At 51.4% G+C, this 15,845-nt stretch carries 16 protein-coding genes and 1 pseudogene; 8 read left to right on the plus strand and 9 right to left on the minus strand.

Features of this window, described 5'->3' with window-relative positions; translation table 11 throughout:
• Positions 1–244 precede the first annotated feature (244 nt).
• Genes ACJ8IL_RS23875 through ACJ8IL_RS23900 form a run of 6 tightly spaced genes read right to left on the minus strand, consistent with a single transcriptional unit; the run spans position 245 to position 3,638 of the window.
• Entirely contained in the window at positions 245–2,332 is a 2,088-nt protein-coding gene (locus tag ACJ8IL_RS23875; protein ID WP_442516899.1) for a tape measure protein, read from the minus strand.
• A complete protein-coding gene (locus ACJ8IL_RS23880; RefSeq protein WP_101990182.1) occupies positions 2,325–2,597 on the minus strand; it encodes a hypothetical protein in 273 nt (90 codons plus the stop codon). Before ACJ8IL_RS23880 ends, ACJ8IL_RS23875 begins: the two co-directional genes overlap by 8 nt.
• Positions 2,597–2,740: a hypothetical protein gene (locus tag ACJ8IL_RS23885; RefSeq protein ID WP_158649846.1), complete on the minus strand. Its 144-nt coding sequence runs from the start codon at positions 2,738–2,740 to the stop codon at positions 2,597–2,599. Before ACJ8IL_RS23885 ends, ACJ8IL_RS23880 begins: the two co-directional genes overlap by 1 nt.
• Complete coding sequence (locus tag ACJ8IL_RS23890; protein WP_158238314.1) at positions 2,730–2,867, minus strand: hypothetical protein; 138 nt, start codon at positions 2,865–2,867, stop codon at positions 2,730–2,732. Before ACJ8IL_RS23890 ends, ACJ8IL_RS23885 begins: the two co-directional genes overlap by 11 nt.
• Positions 2,868–3,431, minus strand: coding sequence for a helix-turn-helix domain-containing protein (locus tag ACJ8IL_RS23895; protein ID WP_117251233.1), 564 nt, complete (start codon positions 3,429–3,431; stop codon positions 2,868–2,870). It abuts the gene before it with no gap.
• 57 nt (positions 3,432–3,488) lie between these two features.
• Entirely contained in the window at positions 3,489–3,638 is a 150-nt protein-coding gene (locus tag ACJ8IL_RS23900) for a hypothetical protein (RefSeq protein ID WP_158238313.1), read from the minus strand.
• Positions 3,639–4,823: 1,185 nt separating this feature from the next.
• Here ACJ8IL_RS23900 and ACJ8IL_RS23905 point away from each other — a divergent pair.
• Positions 4,824–5,120, plus strand: coding sequence for a hypothetical protein (locus ACJ8IL_RS23905; RefSeq protein WP_117251232.1), 297 nt, complete (start codon positions 4,824–4,826; stop codon positions 5,118–5,120).
• 425 nt (positions 5,121–5,545) lie between these two features.
• Here the strand turns inward: ACJ8IL_RS23905 and ACJ8IL_RS23910 are convergent, their stop codons facing one another.
• Together ACJ8IL_RS23910 and ACJ8IL_RS23915 are read right to left on the minus strand one after the other, a co-directional pair.
• Complete coding sequence (locus tag ACJ8IL_RS23910; protein ID WP_442516900.1) at positions 5,546–6,100, minus strand: recombinase family protein; 555 nt, start codon at positions 6,098–6,100, stop codon at positions 5,546–5,548.
• A gap of 437 nt (positions 6,101–6,537) precedes the next feature.
• Positions 6,538–8,100 (minus strand): recombinase family protein, encoded by a 1,563-nt coding sequence (locus ACJ8IL_RS23915; RefSeq protein WP_442516901.1) that lies wholly within the window; start codon positions 8,098–8,100, stop codon positions 6,538–6,540.
• Between the two features lie 357 nt (positions 8,101–8,457).
• Here ACJ8IL_RS23915 and ACJ8IL_RS23920 point away from each other — a divergent pair.
• Together ACJ8IL_RS23920 and ACJ8IL_RS23925 are read left to right on the plus strand one after the other, a co-directional pair.
• Positions 8,458–9,033, plus strand: a pseudogene (locus ACJ8IL_RS23920) (SPFH domain-containing protein); the annotation flags it as partial.
• A 2-nt stretch (positions 9,034–9,035) separates the two neighbouring features.
• Positions 9,036–9,497, plus strand: coding sequence for an NfeD family protein (locus tag ACJ8IL_RS23925; protein WP_025301808.1), 462 nt, complete (start codon positions 9,036–9,038; stop codon positions 9,495–9,497).
• Here ACJ8IL_RS23925 and cueR read toward each other — a convergent pair.
• On the minus strand, positions 9,494–9,895 hold the full coding sequence (cueR, locus tag ACJ8IL_RS23930; protein ID WP_025301807.1) for a Cu(I)-responsive transcriptional regulator: 402 nt from the start codon (positions 9,893–9,895) through the stop codon (positions 9,494–9,496). The genes ACJ8IL_RS23925 and cueR overlap by 4 nt on opposite strands.
• Positions 9,896–10,133: 238 nt before the next feature.
• Between cueR and ACJ8IL_RS23935 the strand changes: the two genes are divergently transcribed.
• The 5 genes from ACJ8IL_RS23935 (at position 10,134) to ACJ8IL_RS23955 (ending at position 15,767) form a co-directional block, all read left to right on the plus strand.
• On the plus strand, positions 10,134–11,039 hold the full coding sequence (locus ACJ8IL_RS23935; protein WP_406903577.1) for a LysR family transcriptional regulator: 906 nt from the start codon (positions 10,134–10,136) through the stop codon (positions 11,037–11,039).
• A 117-nt stretch (positions 11,040–11,156) separates the two neighbouring features.
• Positions 11,157–13,217: an FUSC family protein gene (locus ACJ8IL_RS23940; RefSeq protein WP_197770444.1), complete on the plus strand. Its 2,061-nt coding sequence runs from the start codon at positions 11,157–11,159 to the stop codon at positions 13,215–13,217.
• Positions 13,210–13,401 carry a DUF1656 domain-containing protein gene (locus ACJ8IL_RS23945; protein ID WP_060432570.1) on the plus strand — a complete coding sequence of 64 codons (192 nt, stop codon included), beginning with the start codon at positions 13,210–13,212 and terminating at the stop codon, positions 13,399–13,401. Before ACJ8IL_RS23940 ends, ACJ8IL_RS23945 begins: the two co-directional genes overlap by 8 nt.
• 16 nt (positions 13,402–13,417) lie before the next feature.
• Complete coding sequence (locus ACJ8IL_RS23950; RefSeq protein WP_154618021.1) at positions 13,418–14,338, plus strand: efflux RND transporter periplasmic adaptor subunit; 921 nt, start codon at positions 13,418–13,420, stop codon at positions 14,336–14,338.
• Positions 14,339–14,348: 10 nt separating this feature from the next.
• Positions 14,349–15,767 (plus strand): efflux transporter outer membrane subunit, encoded by a 1,419-nt coding sequence (locus ACJ8IL_RS23955; protein ID WP_080433002.1) that lies wholly within the window; start codon positions 14,349–14,351, stop codon positions 15,765–15,767.
• Positions 15,768–15,845 lie beyond the last annotated feature (78 nt).

The raw sequence follows: 15,845 nt of genomic DNA on the forward strand, positions 1-15,845 counted from the left end.
TTAATTAGGTCACAAACATTTCGTAACTCAGTATGGATAGTGTGACAGGTTTTTCCTGTTGCCTTGTAATATATCTTCATTCATAATCGAACCTTTTCCAATACAAATAAAAAAGGACTCCGAAGAGTCCCTTTTACATTGCTTATCAAAACCTCTTGACCCTGTTGACCGTTGATTTTTTGATTAAGCAAACCAGATAACCATTGTCACATGATAACTCTAATCTGTAAAACTCAAACAGCCATTAATCGCCCAAATGTTCAGCGTTAATATTCAGGTCTTCAAAGCCACCAGTTAAAACCTGTGTCTGGAATGTTCCAATCTTCTGACTATCCATATTCACACTGATATTAATACGCTGGTCATTCCTAATAGTTGCCTGAGCAGGGTTATACATTGACGGTACAGCGAATGTATTAGCCTGACCGTTCAGCGCATTGTTACCCTGAAGCCAGTCACCCAATGAACCCATAGCACGTGTGAACGGGCTGTTAGTGATAGAGTCCTGTTCAGTTGCACCTAACATTTTAGAAGGGTTAGCAAGCCAGTTAAGAGCTTTAGCAATCGGGTTATCAGTCCCTAAAGCGGTTGGGTACTTCTGTTCAACTCCTGAAGAATCAACCGCATCATGAGCAACCAGAGCGACACCAACAGGGCCAGCTAAACGGGATGCACCCTTGAGTAATCCACCTGCACCAGCAGCCGCACCAGCTTCAGCACCACCACCTAACAGAGCACTGAGCCATTTCAGTTTATTGGCTACTCCAGCGATAGATTTAACCAGTACCAATACACCAGCAGCACCGACAGCAAATTGTTCAGCCGAATCAACTAACTTTTTCTGACCGTCTGACAAGTCATCGTACCATGCTGAAGTTCTCAGGATTAACGCTGAGAGTTTACGGCTCCATTCGTCCACGTGGTCAACCGCTCCAGATGTCATAGAGGCAACCTTTCCGAGGATGTGACCTAAAGCCTCTGCGATTGGGGAAGCATCGTTAAGCATGTTAGCTACTGAGGCGTTAAACTGGCCTAAGCCCTTTTCAGAGCTGGTGAAAGCCTTGTTTAAATCATTCTCCATCGCCGCTTTAACACGCCCGATACCAGTTACAGCCATCTGTGAAACACGGTCAAGGCCACCCGCTTCATCAGCCATCTTTTTCATCTGAGCAGATACACGGGGAAGAACGTCTTTAGACAGTAGCTTGCCATTTTTCATCAGTGCGTCAAGCTGCTGAGTGTTTACACCCAAAGCATCAGCAAACATCTGTTCAGCACCCGGTAAGCGGTCACCCAACTGGCCTCTGAGTTCTTCAGCCTGTACACGTCCCTTTGATGCCATCTGTGTGAATGCTGTCATGATGCCTTTAAGCTGTTCAGCATCAAGCCCCCTGATACGACCGAATACAGCAGCGTTTTTATAGAAGTCCTGTGTACCCTGATAACCTAACGAATTCTGAGCACCAGCAGCAAAGCCAGTGTACTGTTTCAAGGTCTCTGTGACACCCTGTCCGATTTGGTCAGAGAACTGAGCGGCGAACGTTTTAGCGTCACCAGCCTGACCCTTGAAGACAGCTTCAGCAGAGAGATTCACACCTTCACGGGCTACACCTGTTTCAACCACCTTACGGACTGCTTCAAATGTCCCGTATAAGGCCGCTGAAACGCTCACCAGACGACTGAAGGAGCTTGATAACCCTTCTGCATTAGATACCTGCCTGCGGTTCTGAGAAGCCCATTTAGACGCGCTGTCAGTGGCTGCACGGAGAGACAACCGGAATTGATTCAGGCTGGCTGAAGGATTGGCTAAAGCATCATCTCTTAATCCGTGAATCTGCTGGCGTAATTTCATCGCCCTTGCTTGTCCAGTTGAACCCATATTTTCAAGACGTCTGGTCAGATTCGAATAGAACTGAGTATTGGACAGATTACGGATTGAATTAGCGGCTGTTAAATCTGAGCCTCTGCCTTGTGGCTTTCCGGCTGGTGGATTCAAGCGGCCTTTTCCTTTAGCCCCGTAAGCGTCCTGATACATGTCTTTAATGCGCTTTGCAGAAGCCTTAGCAGCATTCTCTACAGACTTCACCGATGATTTACCAGCTTCATCAAAATTCATGCTCTTTGAGAATGCACGGTTAATTTGTTTTGATGCGTTATTAGCGGATTGAATCACACTATTGAAATTACCCTTTGGGGTAAATGCACGGTTAAGGTTCTTTTCAATTCGTTCAGCGACTTTTAATGTTCTGCTTTCGAGCTTTTGAAGGTTCTTAGAAACGTTCTCGTTAAAACCTAATTGGATGATAAATTCATCAACTGTATAATTAGCCATTCATAGTTTTCACCTCGTATTCATTCCAGATTAAATCAACAAGTGAATCGTGTGCTTTCAGTACCATTTCATAAATCAGTGCAGCACCCATCAGTGATAACCCTTGACCGCTAAAGAATGTAGCGATGGTCACCTGATTAATTTCAGGAAGAGTTTTAAGGACTGTTAAGCATAACTCCGGTTCACTCACTGAGTTAAAGATTGCATCAGTTAAATCAGGATGCGGTACAGGATTGTTTAGCATATTCAAAAATCGGTTTTTCATTATTTCATTTCCTTCATTTTCTTGTTAAGCAACACCGCTAAGGTCTGCTGACGTGGCAAATCATATTTTTCACTTAGCTGATTAAGAAGACCAAGTGTCTTATCCGACAGATTCATTACTGAACGTTCTTTCTTATCCGACATTATTTAATTCCTCTTTCAGGATAATTTCTAAGGTTTTCTGACGGCTCAAGCCGTACATTTCTGATAATTCTTCCAGCTTTTTCATTAGTGCTGGTGCAATGTGTACTACTGTACTTCTGCGTTTCATTTACAATTCCTCATAGGCTGGCATTTTAAATGGTTCTTCGTCTTCCTCTGAATCACTGACAAACAGATAATTCAGCTTACTTTCTGGTTTAGGCTTTGGCTTAGAAAGACGGATAATAATTGGCTCAATCTCTTCTACAACTTCAATAACTGGATTTTCATCTCTTTCAATCACTGGAAAGGGGAGGACGTTATTAGAATCACTGGTGATTGTGGTTTCTGGTTCAGATACTGGTTCAGGTTGATTCTCTTGCTGGTGGCATTTAATCAATTCAGGTGGCATGATTTCAACTGTGTACACCTTTGAATTATCATAACGCTGAATAGAACTAATTAGACCTGATTCATGTAGTTGGGATAAAGCAGCCTTAGCCGCACTTCTACCAATACCGAACAATTCACACAGGTAATTGATTGAGGGAAAGACCTCTTGGCCGTTTCTCTGAAGACCTACCATAAACAGGTAAATCATTTTAGCTGGAAGATTGAGACTGATACCGTTAAAAGAAGTGATTCGGGTTACATCGCTATAAGCGGGGGTGAACGGGATTTCATAGAGTTTCATTCATGGGATTTTCCTAATATCAGAAATGCCTTTTAACAAGGCCGTACATTGGTTGATTTAAGCTGCTGCTACATTTTCACGAATCATGTTTTTAATCAGGGCTGAGTAGCTAACACCCTGTTTCGCTGCCATTTCAACAATTTTACGGTGAATGGCGTGTGATACTTCAACACGGATTGTTACTTGCTGTGGGATGTCTTTTCTCATTGGGCTTTCCTTCATACAATTCAATAAGGTATATAAATACTGTAACAACACATTAACAATCTGTCAAGATATTTGTTTGACTTCTTTTTCTTTCTGGTGTACGTGACCGAAAAAGGGTTGCTGAAGCTAGGTTGATTTTCGACCGAGGCTAGGTTGATTTTGAACCGAGGGTGGGTTGATTTTCGACCGAGGCTAGGTTGATTTTCACCCCCTATAAGACTACAGATAAGAATAGAGATGAGACTAACTAATCAGACTACTTAACAGATTGACGTTAAAGACAGCCTGACGGCTGAGAATCACCAATGAAGGATTGGCCTGTCAAGAGTAAGGCCGCTCTTAGCTTCGCCTGATTGAGCGTTAAGGCTCCCGCCTTGATGATACTGTAAAGATAACCATTGACATGTGATTGATGCAGTGATACGCTTCGCTCGTCTGAACGGGCTTCTTTAAAGAGCCTTTACAGTCACAATTAACTAACAATAAGTCATAATAAGAAAATGGTCTAGACACACACAAACTTCACCTGCTTTCAGCTTATCGGTGATTCTTGCTGTCGCACTTGACAATCTGTAAAGACAACCCGTCAAGACAAACCAATCAACCAGTGACCCGTAAAGCCACCTCTTAATCAGCCCCCTGTAAAGACCACCTCTTACCACACCCCTACTGATACCCTCTGAGGCTTGCGGTAGCGCATTCTGAGCCATTTTCTACCGCAACCTATCCAAACCCCTTACCAACCATCAGAATCCCTCACAGAGCCTTACAGACCCCTTAGAATCGACTCACAAATTTGTTGCGGTTACTGAGCGGATTTGATATTATTATCAACCTGTTAGAAATGACTGTGAAACACCGGAAACGATAGGGTAAATCTGCCGAAACGGTTCATTGAGTTGAACTTGTGACGGACTACAGTAAGTCCCTCTGGTTAGCAGCCATATCTAAATAGCAGACCTGAACAGAATGAAAGTCAGAGAGTGAATCACCTAACAGCCCCAAACTGTTGAGTCAACATCACCCTACAGCAACTGACTATCAGGAGTTCATGCAACTGAAGAGAACTAACCCCCTCTATCAGCCATAGAATCCCTACAAGGGCGTAAATCAGGGTTTTATCTATCAGTACCGTCACTGGCGCTGGTGGAAAAATTAACGATTTGCGACTTACTGGATTCGAACATGGCTAAAATTATTTTTCCAACTCTGACACGTTTCCCCTTTCATACTGAGAAAGGTAATTTCTATCAACATATCAATGATGGAATCTGGAAGCGTATTGAATGCTACCTACCCGCCTCACCAGCTACATATAACTGTGATTCAATGGAACAGGTTGCTGATAAGGTCTTTGACAAGCTGATTAGTGGACAGGTCAAGATTAAGCGCGGTCTCTCTGTGAATGGTCATTCGTCAAAAGAGAAATATAATTTGATAGCTGGTGGCATGGTGAATGTGAAAAGCCTTCTCAGGGGGTAGCCTGACACCTTACAAGCTGTTTAAACCGTTCACCTGATGAATCACTCATCTGAATAAACGAAACGCTTACAGTGTGAATCCTACGGGGTAACTTTTCACTAATTTTTCAATTTTTTAAAAAATCAGATGGGGTCTTTTATTTTGGGCTTCACCGAATATGTGAATCATATCTAAGCACCTTTGAAGATTTGGACAGTCTGATTATGTCTGCTTAATGGGGCGATTCTCAAAGGTTCCATACCCTTTGCAAAAATCTATCATATCTCGCACTGTACAGCCTCCTGACAGCCTCTAGACCACCACCTGACCCAACCCTACAGCCTCTTGATAAAACCTCTCAGAATGCGTTACAGGGCCTCTCACAAGGTACAGATAAAAGAAAGCCCCGCTAAGATGCAGGGCAAATCTGAATCACTATCTGATTGTTACTTGTTCAGACGATAGAAAGTCGCCTTACTAATCTGTAACTCTTCCTGTACCTGAGCAGGGGAATAACCCTGTGCAATCAGTTCCTGAACCTGTTCAGCGGTTGCTTTAATTGGTCTGCCACAGTGAACCCCTTCGGACTGAGCACGTTTAATCCCTGCTGTTCTACGCTCTGCTATTAGGTCTTTCTCTAAAGAGGCTAAACCAGCCATCATAGTGAGCATAGCCTTACCAACTGGTGTAGACAGGTCGAATCCTTCACGCAAGCTGATAACCTTCACACCTTTAGCCTGTAAAGTCTCAACCGTGGATAATACGTCGATGGTATTACGGCCTAATCTGTCTATCCCGATAACAACCAGTGTGTCACCTTCACGGACATAGTTCAGCAGGTCAGAGAATCCTTTACGCTCTGTTGCCTTAACCCCACCTGATACAGCTTCATCGGTGAACCACTTAGCCACTTGATAACCAGCTTCTTCAATCTGCTGTTTCTGGTTGGTAACTGTCTGGTCAGAAGTCGATACACGGACGTAAGCGATTACAGATGACATAATGGTGATTCCCCTGAAAGTTGTCTCAAAACCTAGTCTCAAAATAATACCTGTATCAAAACTCAAAATCAACCTTTTGAGACAGCCTAAACACACCTTTAGAGACCTTTTTTAGCCGTATCAAAAGGAGATGGTTTTGAGACAAAAACAGGTTATATAAAAACTGCTTCTTATCTCTTTTCGGAATATAAACAGTTAATAGGTTAAAACTCAGATACGACAAGGCTTGATAGGTAATTTCTATCAATGAGGGGTAACTGTAAATGTCTGTTAATTTAGCCATCTAAACGGCTACTTTGCAGCATTCACAATGGTTTGAGGGGTTTTGAGTGAAATTTGTAGAAATGAAAAAGGAAAACTGGCTAATCACAGCGTACTTTTCAAAGGGTTTAACCAGCCTCTTCAAAAGGGTCTAATCAGTGACCAGCCAGAATCTTTTAATCAAGGTAACGAGGGGCTTTAAAGTTGATGTCTCTGAAGTCTACTGTATCGCCACCAATGACGGGTAACAGTTCTATCCACTCTCCAGCATCCACAATCTGATTTACCGGAACATTAAGCAATGTAAGCCCATTGTGAAGATAAACGTTAACCGTCTTTCTGATGCCGTCTAAGCTGATTTCTCTAAAGGTTTTCTTAACCAGTAACTGAACCTCTTCCCTTTGAGATTTGACGGTTAAATCCATCCCCTGAACACTCTGAACCGTGTGAACCTGTTCAAGGTCTTTACAGGTCTTAATCTGTGTGTCAATGGCTCTAATCTCATCTGTGACAGCTTTTAAGCGTGTGGCTATGGCTGAGACATCATCGGCTATCTCAAGGGCTGCTAACAGCTTCTGAGAGCGTTCTGTTAAGTCTGCCCTCTTTGCTTCCAGCTTCATGAGGGGGTTTTCACCTTGTCCCTGAGTGGTCAATCTGTCCAGAGAATACAGAAGCCCCTTTATCAGTGCTTCGTCAACCATTCCCCTGTTCATTGGTTTAGAGGTGTTACAGCGTCCTAACCGTCTGAATGAGCAAGAATAATAACCAGCCCTTTTATCATCCACCCCGCTAACAATCACAGTTGCACCACATTCAGCGCACTTCATTACACCCCTGAACAGGTTAACATTCATAGGGCGGTCATTAGCTGCCCTTTGTCCCTGCTTATCTGCACCGATTAACTGAACCTGTTGAAACTGTTCAAGAGGAATCACAGAGGGGAAATAGTCGGGTATCTCAATGTAATTCACCACAGCTTTACGGGATGGTATCTTGTAACCTATCAGAGCCTTGTTACTTAGAAGCTGCTGTACAGATGACTGATTCCACCCTTTCGAGCGTCCTGTAAGGGTCAATCTTCCAGACTCGTTTAGAGCCTGTGCGATACCTGCAAAGCCTTTCCCTGATAGCCTCATTTCGAACATAAGCCGGATTGATTCAACGTGTTCAGGTATAGGTTCAAAGCCTGTACGGTCACTGTTCACGGTTAACCAACGAGGACACGACTTAGTGATAACCTTTCCGCTTTCCTCTGCCTCTGTTCGTTTTTTAGCCCATACTTCACGCATCCTCTTAGACTTTGACTGACTTTCTTCATGCGCTCTTTGAGCGGTCAGAATAGACATTATCAAGTCCATTGGACTATTGAGTGATTCGGGGTTGTATTGCTTCTGGTCTGTTAAGGTGACCACGTTCACACCATGAATCAGAATAGCTTTCAAACGGTCTGTAGCGGTTGATATGTTTTCCCTAGATAATCGGTCAAGAGATTCAATCAGGATAACGTCACCAGCCGTTATAGAGCCGTTTGAGATGTCATTCATCAAGCGGCCTAAGTCACCTGCTGCATGTTTACCTGTAAAGGCTGATAAGCCCTCATCCTTGTAAGTCTTCTGTGAGAGCATGTAATCAGGGTTATTCTTCACCCATGAATCAATCAGTGATTGTTGTCGCCTTACAGAATCCCCTGCTGATTGCTTTTCAGAGCTGAAACGAATGTAAGCGTAAGCTGTTCTCATAATAAATTTCCGATACAAAAAAGGCTCCCATCTCTGGAAGCCAATTCTTTATAGACCTGTGATGTAATCAGCTAGCAATCCCATTAGAAAGCATGGTATCAGGATTGTGAGACTGAACCCTAACCAATCGCGCCATTTACCAGCGGCTTTATCGGCTATAACGGTGAATAGCAAATCAATCAATGCTGTGAAGATTCCTATTATCACTGTGAAGATAGTAAAGAGCACTTAACGACATCCAACTAACAGAGCCGCTACAGTCCCCCAAAAAGAGAGACAAAAGATGATAAGGAATCTCCAGACAATATGACGCTCAAACATAGTAACTTACTCCATCTTGATTTGCATACTAATCATGTAACCATGACCAACTTCCGCACCGTGCTCGGCTCAATGGAGCTCGACGAAATGCTGTCGCAGCGCGACAGCATCAACAGCCGCCTGCTGCACATCGTCGATGAAGCGACCAATCCTTGGGGGGTGAAAATCACCCGTATCGAGATCCGCGACGTGCGGCCGCCGGCGGAACTGATCGCCTCGATGAACGCCCAGATGAAGGCCGAGCGCACCAAGCGTGCTGACATCCTGGAGGCAGAGGGGGTGCGTCAGGCGGCCATTCTGCGCGCCGAGGGGGAGAAACAATCGCAGATCCTGAAGGCCGAGGGCGAACGCCAGTCGGCATTCCTGCAGGCGGAAGCGCGTGAACGCGCCGCCGAGGCCGAGGCGCGCGCCACCCAGCTGGTATCCGACGCCATCGCCAGCGGCAACATTCAGGCGGTGAACTACTTCGTGGCGCAGAAATACACCGACGCGCTGCAGAAGATCGGTTCCTCCAACAACAGCAAAGTGGTGATGATGCCGCTGGACGCCAGCAGCCTGCTCGGCTCGATCGGCGGCATTACCGAACTGCTGAAAGAAAGCAAAGGCAAATAATCATGCTCGAACTGATCGCGGCGAATCCGCTGTGGTTCTGGCTCTCTCTCGGGGGCGTGTTGCTGGCGGCGGAAATGCTCGGCGCCGGCGGCTACCTGCTGTGGAGCGGTGTGGCGGCGCTGTTGGTCGGCGCCCTGATCTGGCTACTGCCGCCGCTTTCCTGGGCATGGCAAGGCATGATCTTCGCCGTCCTGACCGTCGTCGTCGCTTACCTGTGGTGGTACTGGCTGCGTCGGCGCCCGGCAGCCGCATCCGGCGGGTCGCCGGTGCTCAACCAGCGCAACCGCCAGCTGATCGGCACCCGCGCCACGCTGACGGAGCCGATGCACAACGGTATGGGGCGCATTAATATCGGCGACAGCAGCTGGCGCGCGCAGGCGGCGGAAGATCTGCCCGCCGGCACCGAGGTGGAAGTGGTGGCGGTGGAAGGGGTCACGCTGGTGATCCGCGCCATCAGCCGTTAATTAGAACGACAACACCCCGCCAGGTTATTGATGATGGGGCACTCCGCCCCCTCATCGCCCGGGCATTGTTCCGCCAGCGTCAGCAGGCGCTGGCGCATGTTCCCCAGCTCGCTGATGTGCTTTTCGATCTCCGCCACCTTCTGCAGCGTGCGTGCCTTCACGTCGGCGCTGTGGCGGGCCGGATCGTTGAACAACGCCACCAGTTCGCGGCACTCGTCCAGGTTGAAGCCCACCTGCCGCGCCTGACGCAGCAGCGTCAGCTCTTCGACATGCTTGGCGGAATAGTGGCGGTAACCGTTGTCGCTGCGGATCGGGGCGGTAATCAGCGCTTTCTCTTCGTAAAAACGAATCGTCTTGCTGGTTAACCCGGTTTTTTTCGCGACATCGCTAATATTCATTTGCTCCTCCCAAACCGCTCTCAAGTGAAAGCCGCTTTAATTTTAACGAACTCGCCCTGCCGTCTCCAGGCCAACTCACTATACGGAAAATTAAGTAAACGAATGAAAGCTTTCGTCAATGGCGTCTGTAGTTTTCCCTTCTCATCCCACTTGGCCGCCTGTTATTGGCTATAAAACTTATTTTTTTTTCCGCATACTCTCGGAATAAGAGCGATTCTCATTCGGAGTATTGATATCGATGCGCCCCGACCTGAACATGTTGTATGCCCTTGAAGCGTTGCTGGAGGAAGGTAGCGTCGTCGGCGCTGCGCGACGCATGAATCTGAGCCCGCCGGCGATGAGCCGCGCGCTGGGACGCATCCGACACACCGTCGGCGATCCGATCCTGGTGCCTTCAGGGCGAGAACTGGTGCCAACGCCGCGCGCCATCGAGATCCGCGACCAGCTCAAAGATGCCCTGCAACAAGCCACCGCGGTTCTGGCAAAAAGCGGCGATATCGATTTACGCAGGCTGGAAGCGCGTTTCAACGTCCGGGCCAACGACATTTTCATTGGCATCTATGCCGGCAAACTGCTCGACATCATGCAAACGCAGATGCCTTGCGCGACGCTGTGCTTTACCCCTGAAGAAAACGATGTCGACAACGAAGCGCTTCGCACCGGACGAATCGACCACTTCATCAGCGCATCGCGCCCGTTCGGCAAAGAGATGCACGTTCAGCCCTTGTTTTCCACTCACATGGTCGGCGTGGTTGGCGCGAATCATCCGATTCTCGCGGGGGATATCACGCCGGCGAGCCTTGTCCGCTGGGGACATATCGGCGTATCGCGCCGCGGCAAAAACCATGGCCCGCTGGATGAAGCGTTGGCCCGGCACGGGTTAGCCAGAAAGGTGGCGTTGGTGGTCCCTACGCCAAGCAGCGCCCTGCTGGCTCTGAACGCGACCGACTTTATTCTGTCCTTACCGGAACAGCTCGCTCACGCCGCGCGGCAAGCCGGCCTTGACATCGCCACGTTCAAACTGCCGGTAGCCCTGGCAGATATACTTATCACGCAGACCTGGCATCCGCGCCACCAGCACGATCCGGCTCACCAGTGGCTGAGGCGCACCATCCGTACACTTACAGAATCGCGTATAACATAACCGCCCGCAGACGTGCGTTTAACGCACGTCTGGCGTGCAATATGGCAACTTCCGCCTTTTTGCGGCCACTTTTACACTCCCCTCGTCGTTATGCCACCGTCGATGAGGAAGTTTCGCATGCCGCCCGCCCCCCACCTTCGCCAGACAAGAGCGCCATTCATCAATCTGCTGTCGCATCTGGACTTCATTACGCCACGGTGCGCCTATATCGTCCGTTCGATTGCCGCTGCGGGACTGGCGCTGGCCGTCGCCTACCAGCTCGAACTGGATATGCCTTATTCCGCGGCTTCCACCGTGCTATTGGTGATCAATCCAACGCAAGGAGCCGTCATCGGCAAAGGCAGCTGGCGCCTGATCGGCACGCTGATCGGTATTCTGGCCGCGCTGTTGCTGATGTCGTTATTCGGCCAAATGCCGCTGCTTTTCATCATCGCCTTTGGCTGTTGGATGGGGTTGTGCGTTGCTGCCATGACGCTGTTGCGTCATTTCAAAGGTTCTGGCGCCGTCGTCGCGGGCTATACCGTCGGGCTGGCGACCTATGGCGCGATGGGGCACCCGGAAAAGACCTTTGAGCACGTCATTGGTCGCGGTTCAACGGTGGCTATCGGAGTCGTTTGCCTCGGCCTGGTGGTTTCTTTATTCAGCGCACGCGGCATGCGCGAGAAACTGGCCGCTCACTACGCTCGCCTGGCGGCGAACACGGCGAAGATCATCGGCGACAGCACGCCCGCCGCCGAGCCGGCCAGGGTGCACATCATGAGCGATATCTACAGCATCGACGACCTGCTGGCTCTGGGCAAAGCCGAGTCAAAAGAGCTTGCACAACGCGCAGCGGCGATTCGCGATGCCATGTCTTCGCTTTTCAGCGCACTGGCCGGCGGGCCAACGCCGCAGGACTGCCCTCCAGAAGCCCTGAAGGCGTTGAGTTCGCCGCTGCAGGCCGCCTGGCTCAGCGCCGGCGATGCTTTAGCGGAGGGCGCCGATGGTGCACGGCGCGCCGTCACCATTTTACAGGCAGCCCGCGCGCATCTTATCGAACAGCGTGACGCATTGAATTTGCCAAATATGCGGGAAGAGGCGGCATTGCTCATTGCCGCGGATCGACAGCTGGAGCAGGTGGACGATTATCTGGCCGCGTTGGTCGGGCTGTCAGCGATCGATCGCCCACGCGCACCGCTGAAAAAAAGACGGACGGTACATTTTCACCGCCCGTTAGCCAGCGCCGCGCAGAACGGCTTTCGCGCCATGCTGACCCTTGTTCTGGCCGGTTTTTTCTGGCTGGAAAGCGGTTGGAATTATGGCGACATGATGTTGCTCGTCCTGGCGCCTTATTGCGCGTTGGTCGCTACCATGGGCAACCCGGCCGCCGGCGCCTGGCAGTTTCTGAAAGGCACTATGTACGCCGTGCCGGCGGCGTTTGTGTGCGCATTCGGCATCCTCCCGCATCTTGACGGCCTCCCGTTGCTGGTCATCACGCTGGCGCTGTTCTGGCTACCTGGGATCTACGCGACCACGCTCCCTCGGCATATGCTGGCGGGCCTGGCGTATCTGGTTGGATTCAACACGCTGGCCGCCGCCGACAATTCCATGCATTACAACCTGCATGATTTTCTGAATTACAGCGTCGCCTGGATCGCCGCGACCGCTTTCGCCGTGTTGAGTTTTCAGCTGCTTCTGCCACGCAACCCGGAAAGAGACATCGAGCGTTTACGTCATCGCGTGCGCAACGAAACATTGGCGCTTCTGCGAGGCAAATCTCCGGACGCCGTCGTCTGGCAACAACGCCAGCAGCACCGAATAGCGCAGCTTGGCGCGATGCTCAAAAGCAGCCCGCAACGGATAGCCGCGGAGCTCGCCCCCGCGCTGGCGGCGATCCACGTTGGGCGAGAAGTACTGCGGATCAAAAAAACGCTCGCCTCTCGCCGACTGCCCCCTACGCCGCACACCGTGGCCCAGCGGGGGATGGTGCGTCTTGCCGCCACCGCAGGTTCGTCCTCCCGCACAATACGCCATGCCCGGCGTACCGCACGCCAGCTCGCAGGCATGGCAGAACGCTATCCGCAGCAGCGGCAAGACATTCAAAAAACCATGGCGGCCTTCGCCGATATTTTTTGGCTGATCCAGCGCCATGCCCACTATTTCAACGCGCTGCCCGCGCAGGAACGCCTCCATGAGTGAGTTCGCCATCGCCGAAACCTATGTGTCGCCTTTTTTCATCTATGCCTGCGTCACGCTCCCTATCTATATCACCGTCAGGGCGCTGCTGGCGCGCAGCGGATTGCTGCGGTGGGTATGGCATCCCGCCCTGTTCGAATTCGCCGTTTCGCTGATGCTGTTGGCAGCCTTAATCCTTTACGTTTAATGCAAAGAGTTTCGCCATGTCCTTGCCCGTCAATAAATTATTCAGAGTTCTGTTCACGCTCGGCGCCTGTGCCGCCGCGCTATCGCTGGTGGTCGCGCTTTGGAAGGCTTATGTCATCGCCCCCTGGACCCGCGATGGCCGGGTCAGCGCGGATGTTGTGCGCATCGCGCCGGAAGTGGCCGGCACCGTCCTGGAGGTCGCCGTCGAGGATAACCAACGCGTCAAACGCGGCGATGTGCTGTACCGCATCGATCCGCAGCGTTTCAAACTGGCTGAAACCCAGGCAAACGCCCAACTTGCCGCAGCCGAAGAAACGTTGCACCAACGCCAGGAAGAAGCGAAACGGCGCCGGGGCCTCGACGAGATCGTGCCCCTGGAAGATATCCGCCGCGCCGGACGCAGCGTCGCCATCGCCCAGGCGGACATGCAAAAGGCGCAGGCCGCCTTGCATATCGCCCAGTTGAACCTCGAGCGCAGCGTGTTGCGCGCGCCTGCGGACGGTTTCATCACCCACCTTCGTTTGCGCCAAGGCGACTATGCGCTCGTCGGCCAGGCCAACATAGCCTTGATCGATGCCACCAGTTTCCGGGTTACTGGTTATTTCGAAGAGACCAAGCTGCGCCGTATCACCGTCGGTGCACCGGCCAGCATCCGTCTGATGGGCAGCGACAAACCGCTGGCGGGCCATGTCGCCTCTATCGGACGCGGCATTTCCGACGACAATGGCAACCTGGGCGATAACGGCTTACCGACCGTCACGCCAACCTTCAGTTGGATACGCTTGGCTCAACGCATCCCAGTGCGCATCGCGCTCGACGACCTGCCCGCCAACGTTCTGCTCGCCGCGGGGATGACCGCCAGCATCGATATTACGCCCCCGGATCAGGAAAACGTGGCACACGGACGCCTGACCGATTGGCTGCACGCCATGATGTAAAAGGATGCACATGAATCATTTATCAAACAGTTGTCGCTATCTGACAATGGCAGGCATCACGTTTCTTATCCTGCAACTTGGCGGCTGCGCTGCCGTTGGCCCCGACTATCGGCCTGAACCGCCCGCCCATCCCGCCGGTTGGTCGACAACGGAAAGCACCCATTACGCGCAGGAACAAGAATTGGCCCATTGGTGGCGCCTGTTCAACGATCCCGTCTTGAACCAGCTTGTCGACAGCGCGCTGCTGCATAACCAGGATCTGGCGATAGCGCGCCAGCGGCTGTTGCAGGCGCGCGCCGAAAGGGAACGTTCCGCCGGCTTGCTCGAACCAGAAATCAACGCCGGGGCAGAAACCACGACGGCACAATGGTCGACAAAATTGGATAACGCCCCCACACCGGCGCGTTCTAAAACCTATCGGCTCGGCCTGGAAGCCAGTTGGGAAATTGACGTCTTCGGCGGACGGCGGCGCTCGCTGGAGGCCGCCGATGCCCAAGTGCAGGCGGTGGAAAATGACGGGCGCGCCATTTTGGTCAGCCTGCTGGCGGAACTCGCCGACGACTACGCGGCGCTGCGCACCACCCAACAACGTCTGTCGATCGCCCAGGACAACCTGGCGGCATTGACGACGGCGGAAAGGCTGGCGGTCAAAGCCTATTCTCACGGTTTAGGCACGGCGGCAGAAGTCGCTCAGGCCCGTGCGGAGCGTGAAATCAACCAGGCCAGAGTGCCTGAATTCGCTGGCGAAGCCGAGCGCCTGATGCATGCTATCGGCGTCCTGATCGGCGATTTTCCCGCAACGCAGCGCGGCATGTTGAACCGTCAAGAAGCAGCGCTCACCGTACCGCCCGCGCTACCGCTCTCGCTGCCTTCGGAGGTGGTAAGACGGCGCCCGGATATCCGGGCGGCGGAACGTCGCCTAGCTGCCGCCAATGCCGGGATCGGCGTTGCGATCGCTGCTGATTTTCCCAGATTCACCATCCCGTTGGGCCTGGATACTACCGCCAGCCTGCTGCATCAGCTCTTTTCCGCCCAAAGCTTCGCCTGGGTGCTGAGTGGTTCCGTCCAGCAGTCCGTTTACAACGGCGGAAAAAACAACGCTGCAGTGCAGGAGGCGCGAGCAGAAGCCGAAGCGCAGCGCCTCATTTACCAACAGCAGGTACATTTGGCCTTCAGGGATGTGGAAAACGCGTTGTCCGGCCTGAGAACCGAACGGTTGCGGCACGCCGCCTTGTCCGCCGCCGAACGCGATAGCCGGGTGGCACTCACTCGCGCCACCCGGCTCTATCGTCAGGGGCTCAGCGGCTATCTGCCCGTGCTTACCGCACAACGCAGCGCCTATCAAACCCGGGATGCGCTCGCGCTTAACCAACTGAACGATGTTCAGGCCATGATCGGTCTTTATAAAGCCTTGGGGGCCGGGTGGTAACCGCAAAGGGCGACGGCGCACTTTTTTCATCATCGATAAAAAAGTCTGTTGACCTTAACCTTGCTGGAAGGTTTAAGC

It is taken from the genome of Serratia sp. CY47444, assembly GCF_052168635.1.
GTDB classification, from domain to species: Bacteria; Pseudomonadota; Gammaproteobacteria; order Enterobacterales; family Enterobacteriaceae; genus Serratia; species Serratia bockelmannii.

What these genes read in the sequence shown, in the direction of transcription:
- cueR (WP_025301807.1), bottom strand. Translation starts at nt 9,895, where the DNA reads ATGAATATTAGCGATGTCGCGAAAAAAACCGGGTTAACCAGCAAGACG.
- ACJ8IL_RS23955 (WP_080433002.1), top strand. Translation starts at nt 14,349, where the DNA reads ATGAATCATTTATCAAACAGTTGTCGCTATCTGACAATGGCAGGCATC.
- ACJ8IL_RS23915 (WP_442516901.1), bottom strand. Translation starts at nt 8,100, where the DNA reads ATGAGAACAGCTTACGCTTACATTCGTTTCAGCTCTGAAAAGCAATCA.
- ACJ8IL_RS23880 (WP_101990182.1), bottom strand. Translation starts at nt 2,597, where the DNA reads ATGAAAAACCGATTTTTGAATATGCTAAACAATCCTGTACCGCATCCT.
- ACJ8IL_RS23885 (WP_158649846.1), bottom strand. Translation starts at nt 2,740, where the DNA reads ATGTCGGATAAGAAAGAACGTTCAGTAATGAATCTGTCGGATAAGACA.
- ACJ8IL_RS23935 (WP_406903577.1), top strand. Translation starts at nt 10,134, where the DNA reads ATGCGCCCCGACCTGAACATGTTGTATGCCCTTGAAGCGTTGCTGGAG.
- ACJ8IL_RS23905 (WP_117251232.1), top strand. Translation starts at nt 4,824, where the DNA reads ATGGCTAAAATTATTTTTCCAACTCTGACACGTTTCCCCTTTCATACT.
- ACJ8IL_RS23950 (WP_154618021.1), top strand. Translation starts at nt 13,418, where the DNA reads ATGTCCTTGCCCGTCAATAAATTATTCAGAGTTCTGTTCACGCTCGGC.
- ACJ8IL_RS23900 (WP_158238313.1), bottom strand. Translation starts at nt 3,638, where the DNA reads ATGAGAAAAGACATCCCACAGCAAGTAACAATCCGTGTTGAAGTATCA.
- ACJ8IL_RS23940 (WP_197770444.1), top strand. Translation starts at nt 11,157, where the DNA reads ATGCCGCCCGCCCCCCACCTTCGCCAGACAAGAGCGCCATTCATCAAT.
- ACJ8IL_RS23890 (WP_158238314.1), bottom strand. Translation starts at nt 2,867, where the DNA reads ATGAAACGCAGAAGTACAGTAGTACACATTGCACCAGCACTAATGAAA.
- ACJ8IL_RS23910 (WP_442516900.1), bottom strand. Translation starts at nt 6,100, where the DNA reads ATGTCATCTGTAATCGCTTACGTCCGTGTATCGACTTCTGACCAGACA.
- ACJ8IL_RS23895 (WP_117251233.1), bottom strand. Translation starts at nt 3,431, where the DNA reads ATGAAACTCTATGAAATCCCGTTCACCCCCGCTTATAGCGATGTAACC.
- ACJ8IL_RS23945 (WP_060432570.1), top strand. Translation starts at nt 13,210, where the DNA reads ATGAGTGAGTTCGCCATCGCCGAAACCTATGTGTCGCCTTTTTTCATC.
- ACJ8IL_RS23875 (WP_442516899.1), bottom strand. Translation starts at nt 2,332, where the DNA reads ATGGCTAATTATACAGTTGATGAATTTATCATCCAATTAGGTTTTAAC.
- ACJ8IL_RS23925 (WP_025301808.1), top strand. Translation starts at nt 9,036, where the DNA reads ATGCTCGAACTGATCGCGGCGAATCCGCTGTGGTTCTGGCTCTCTCTC.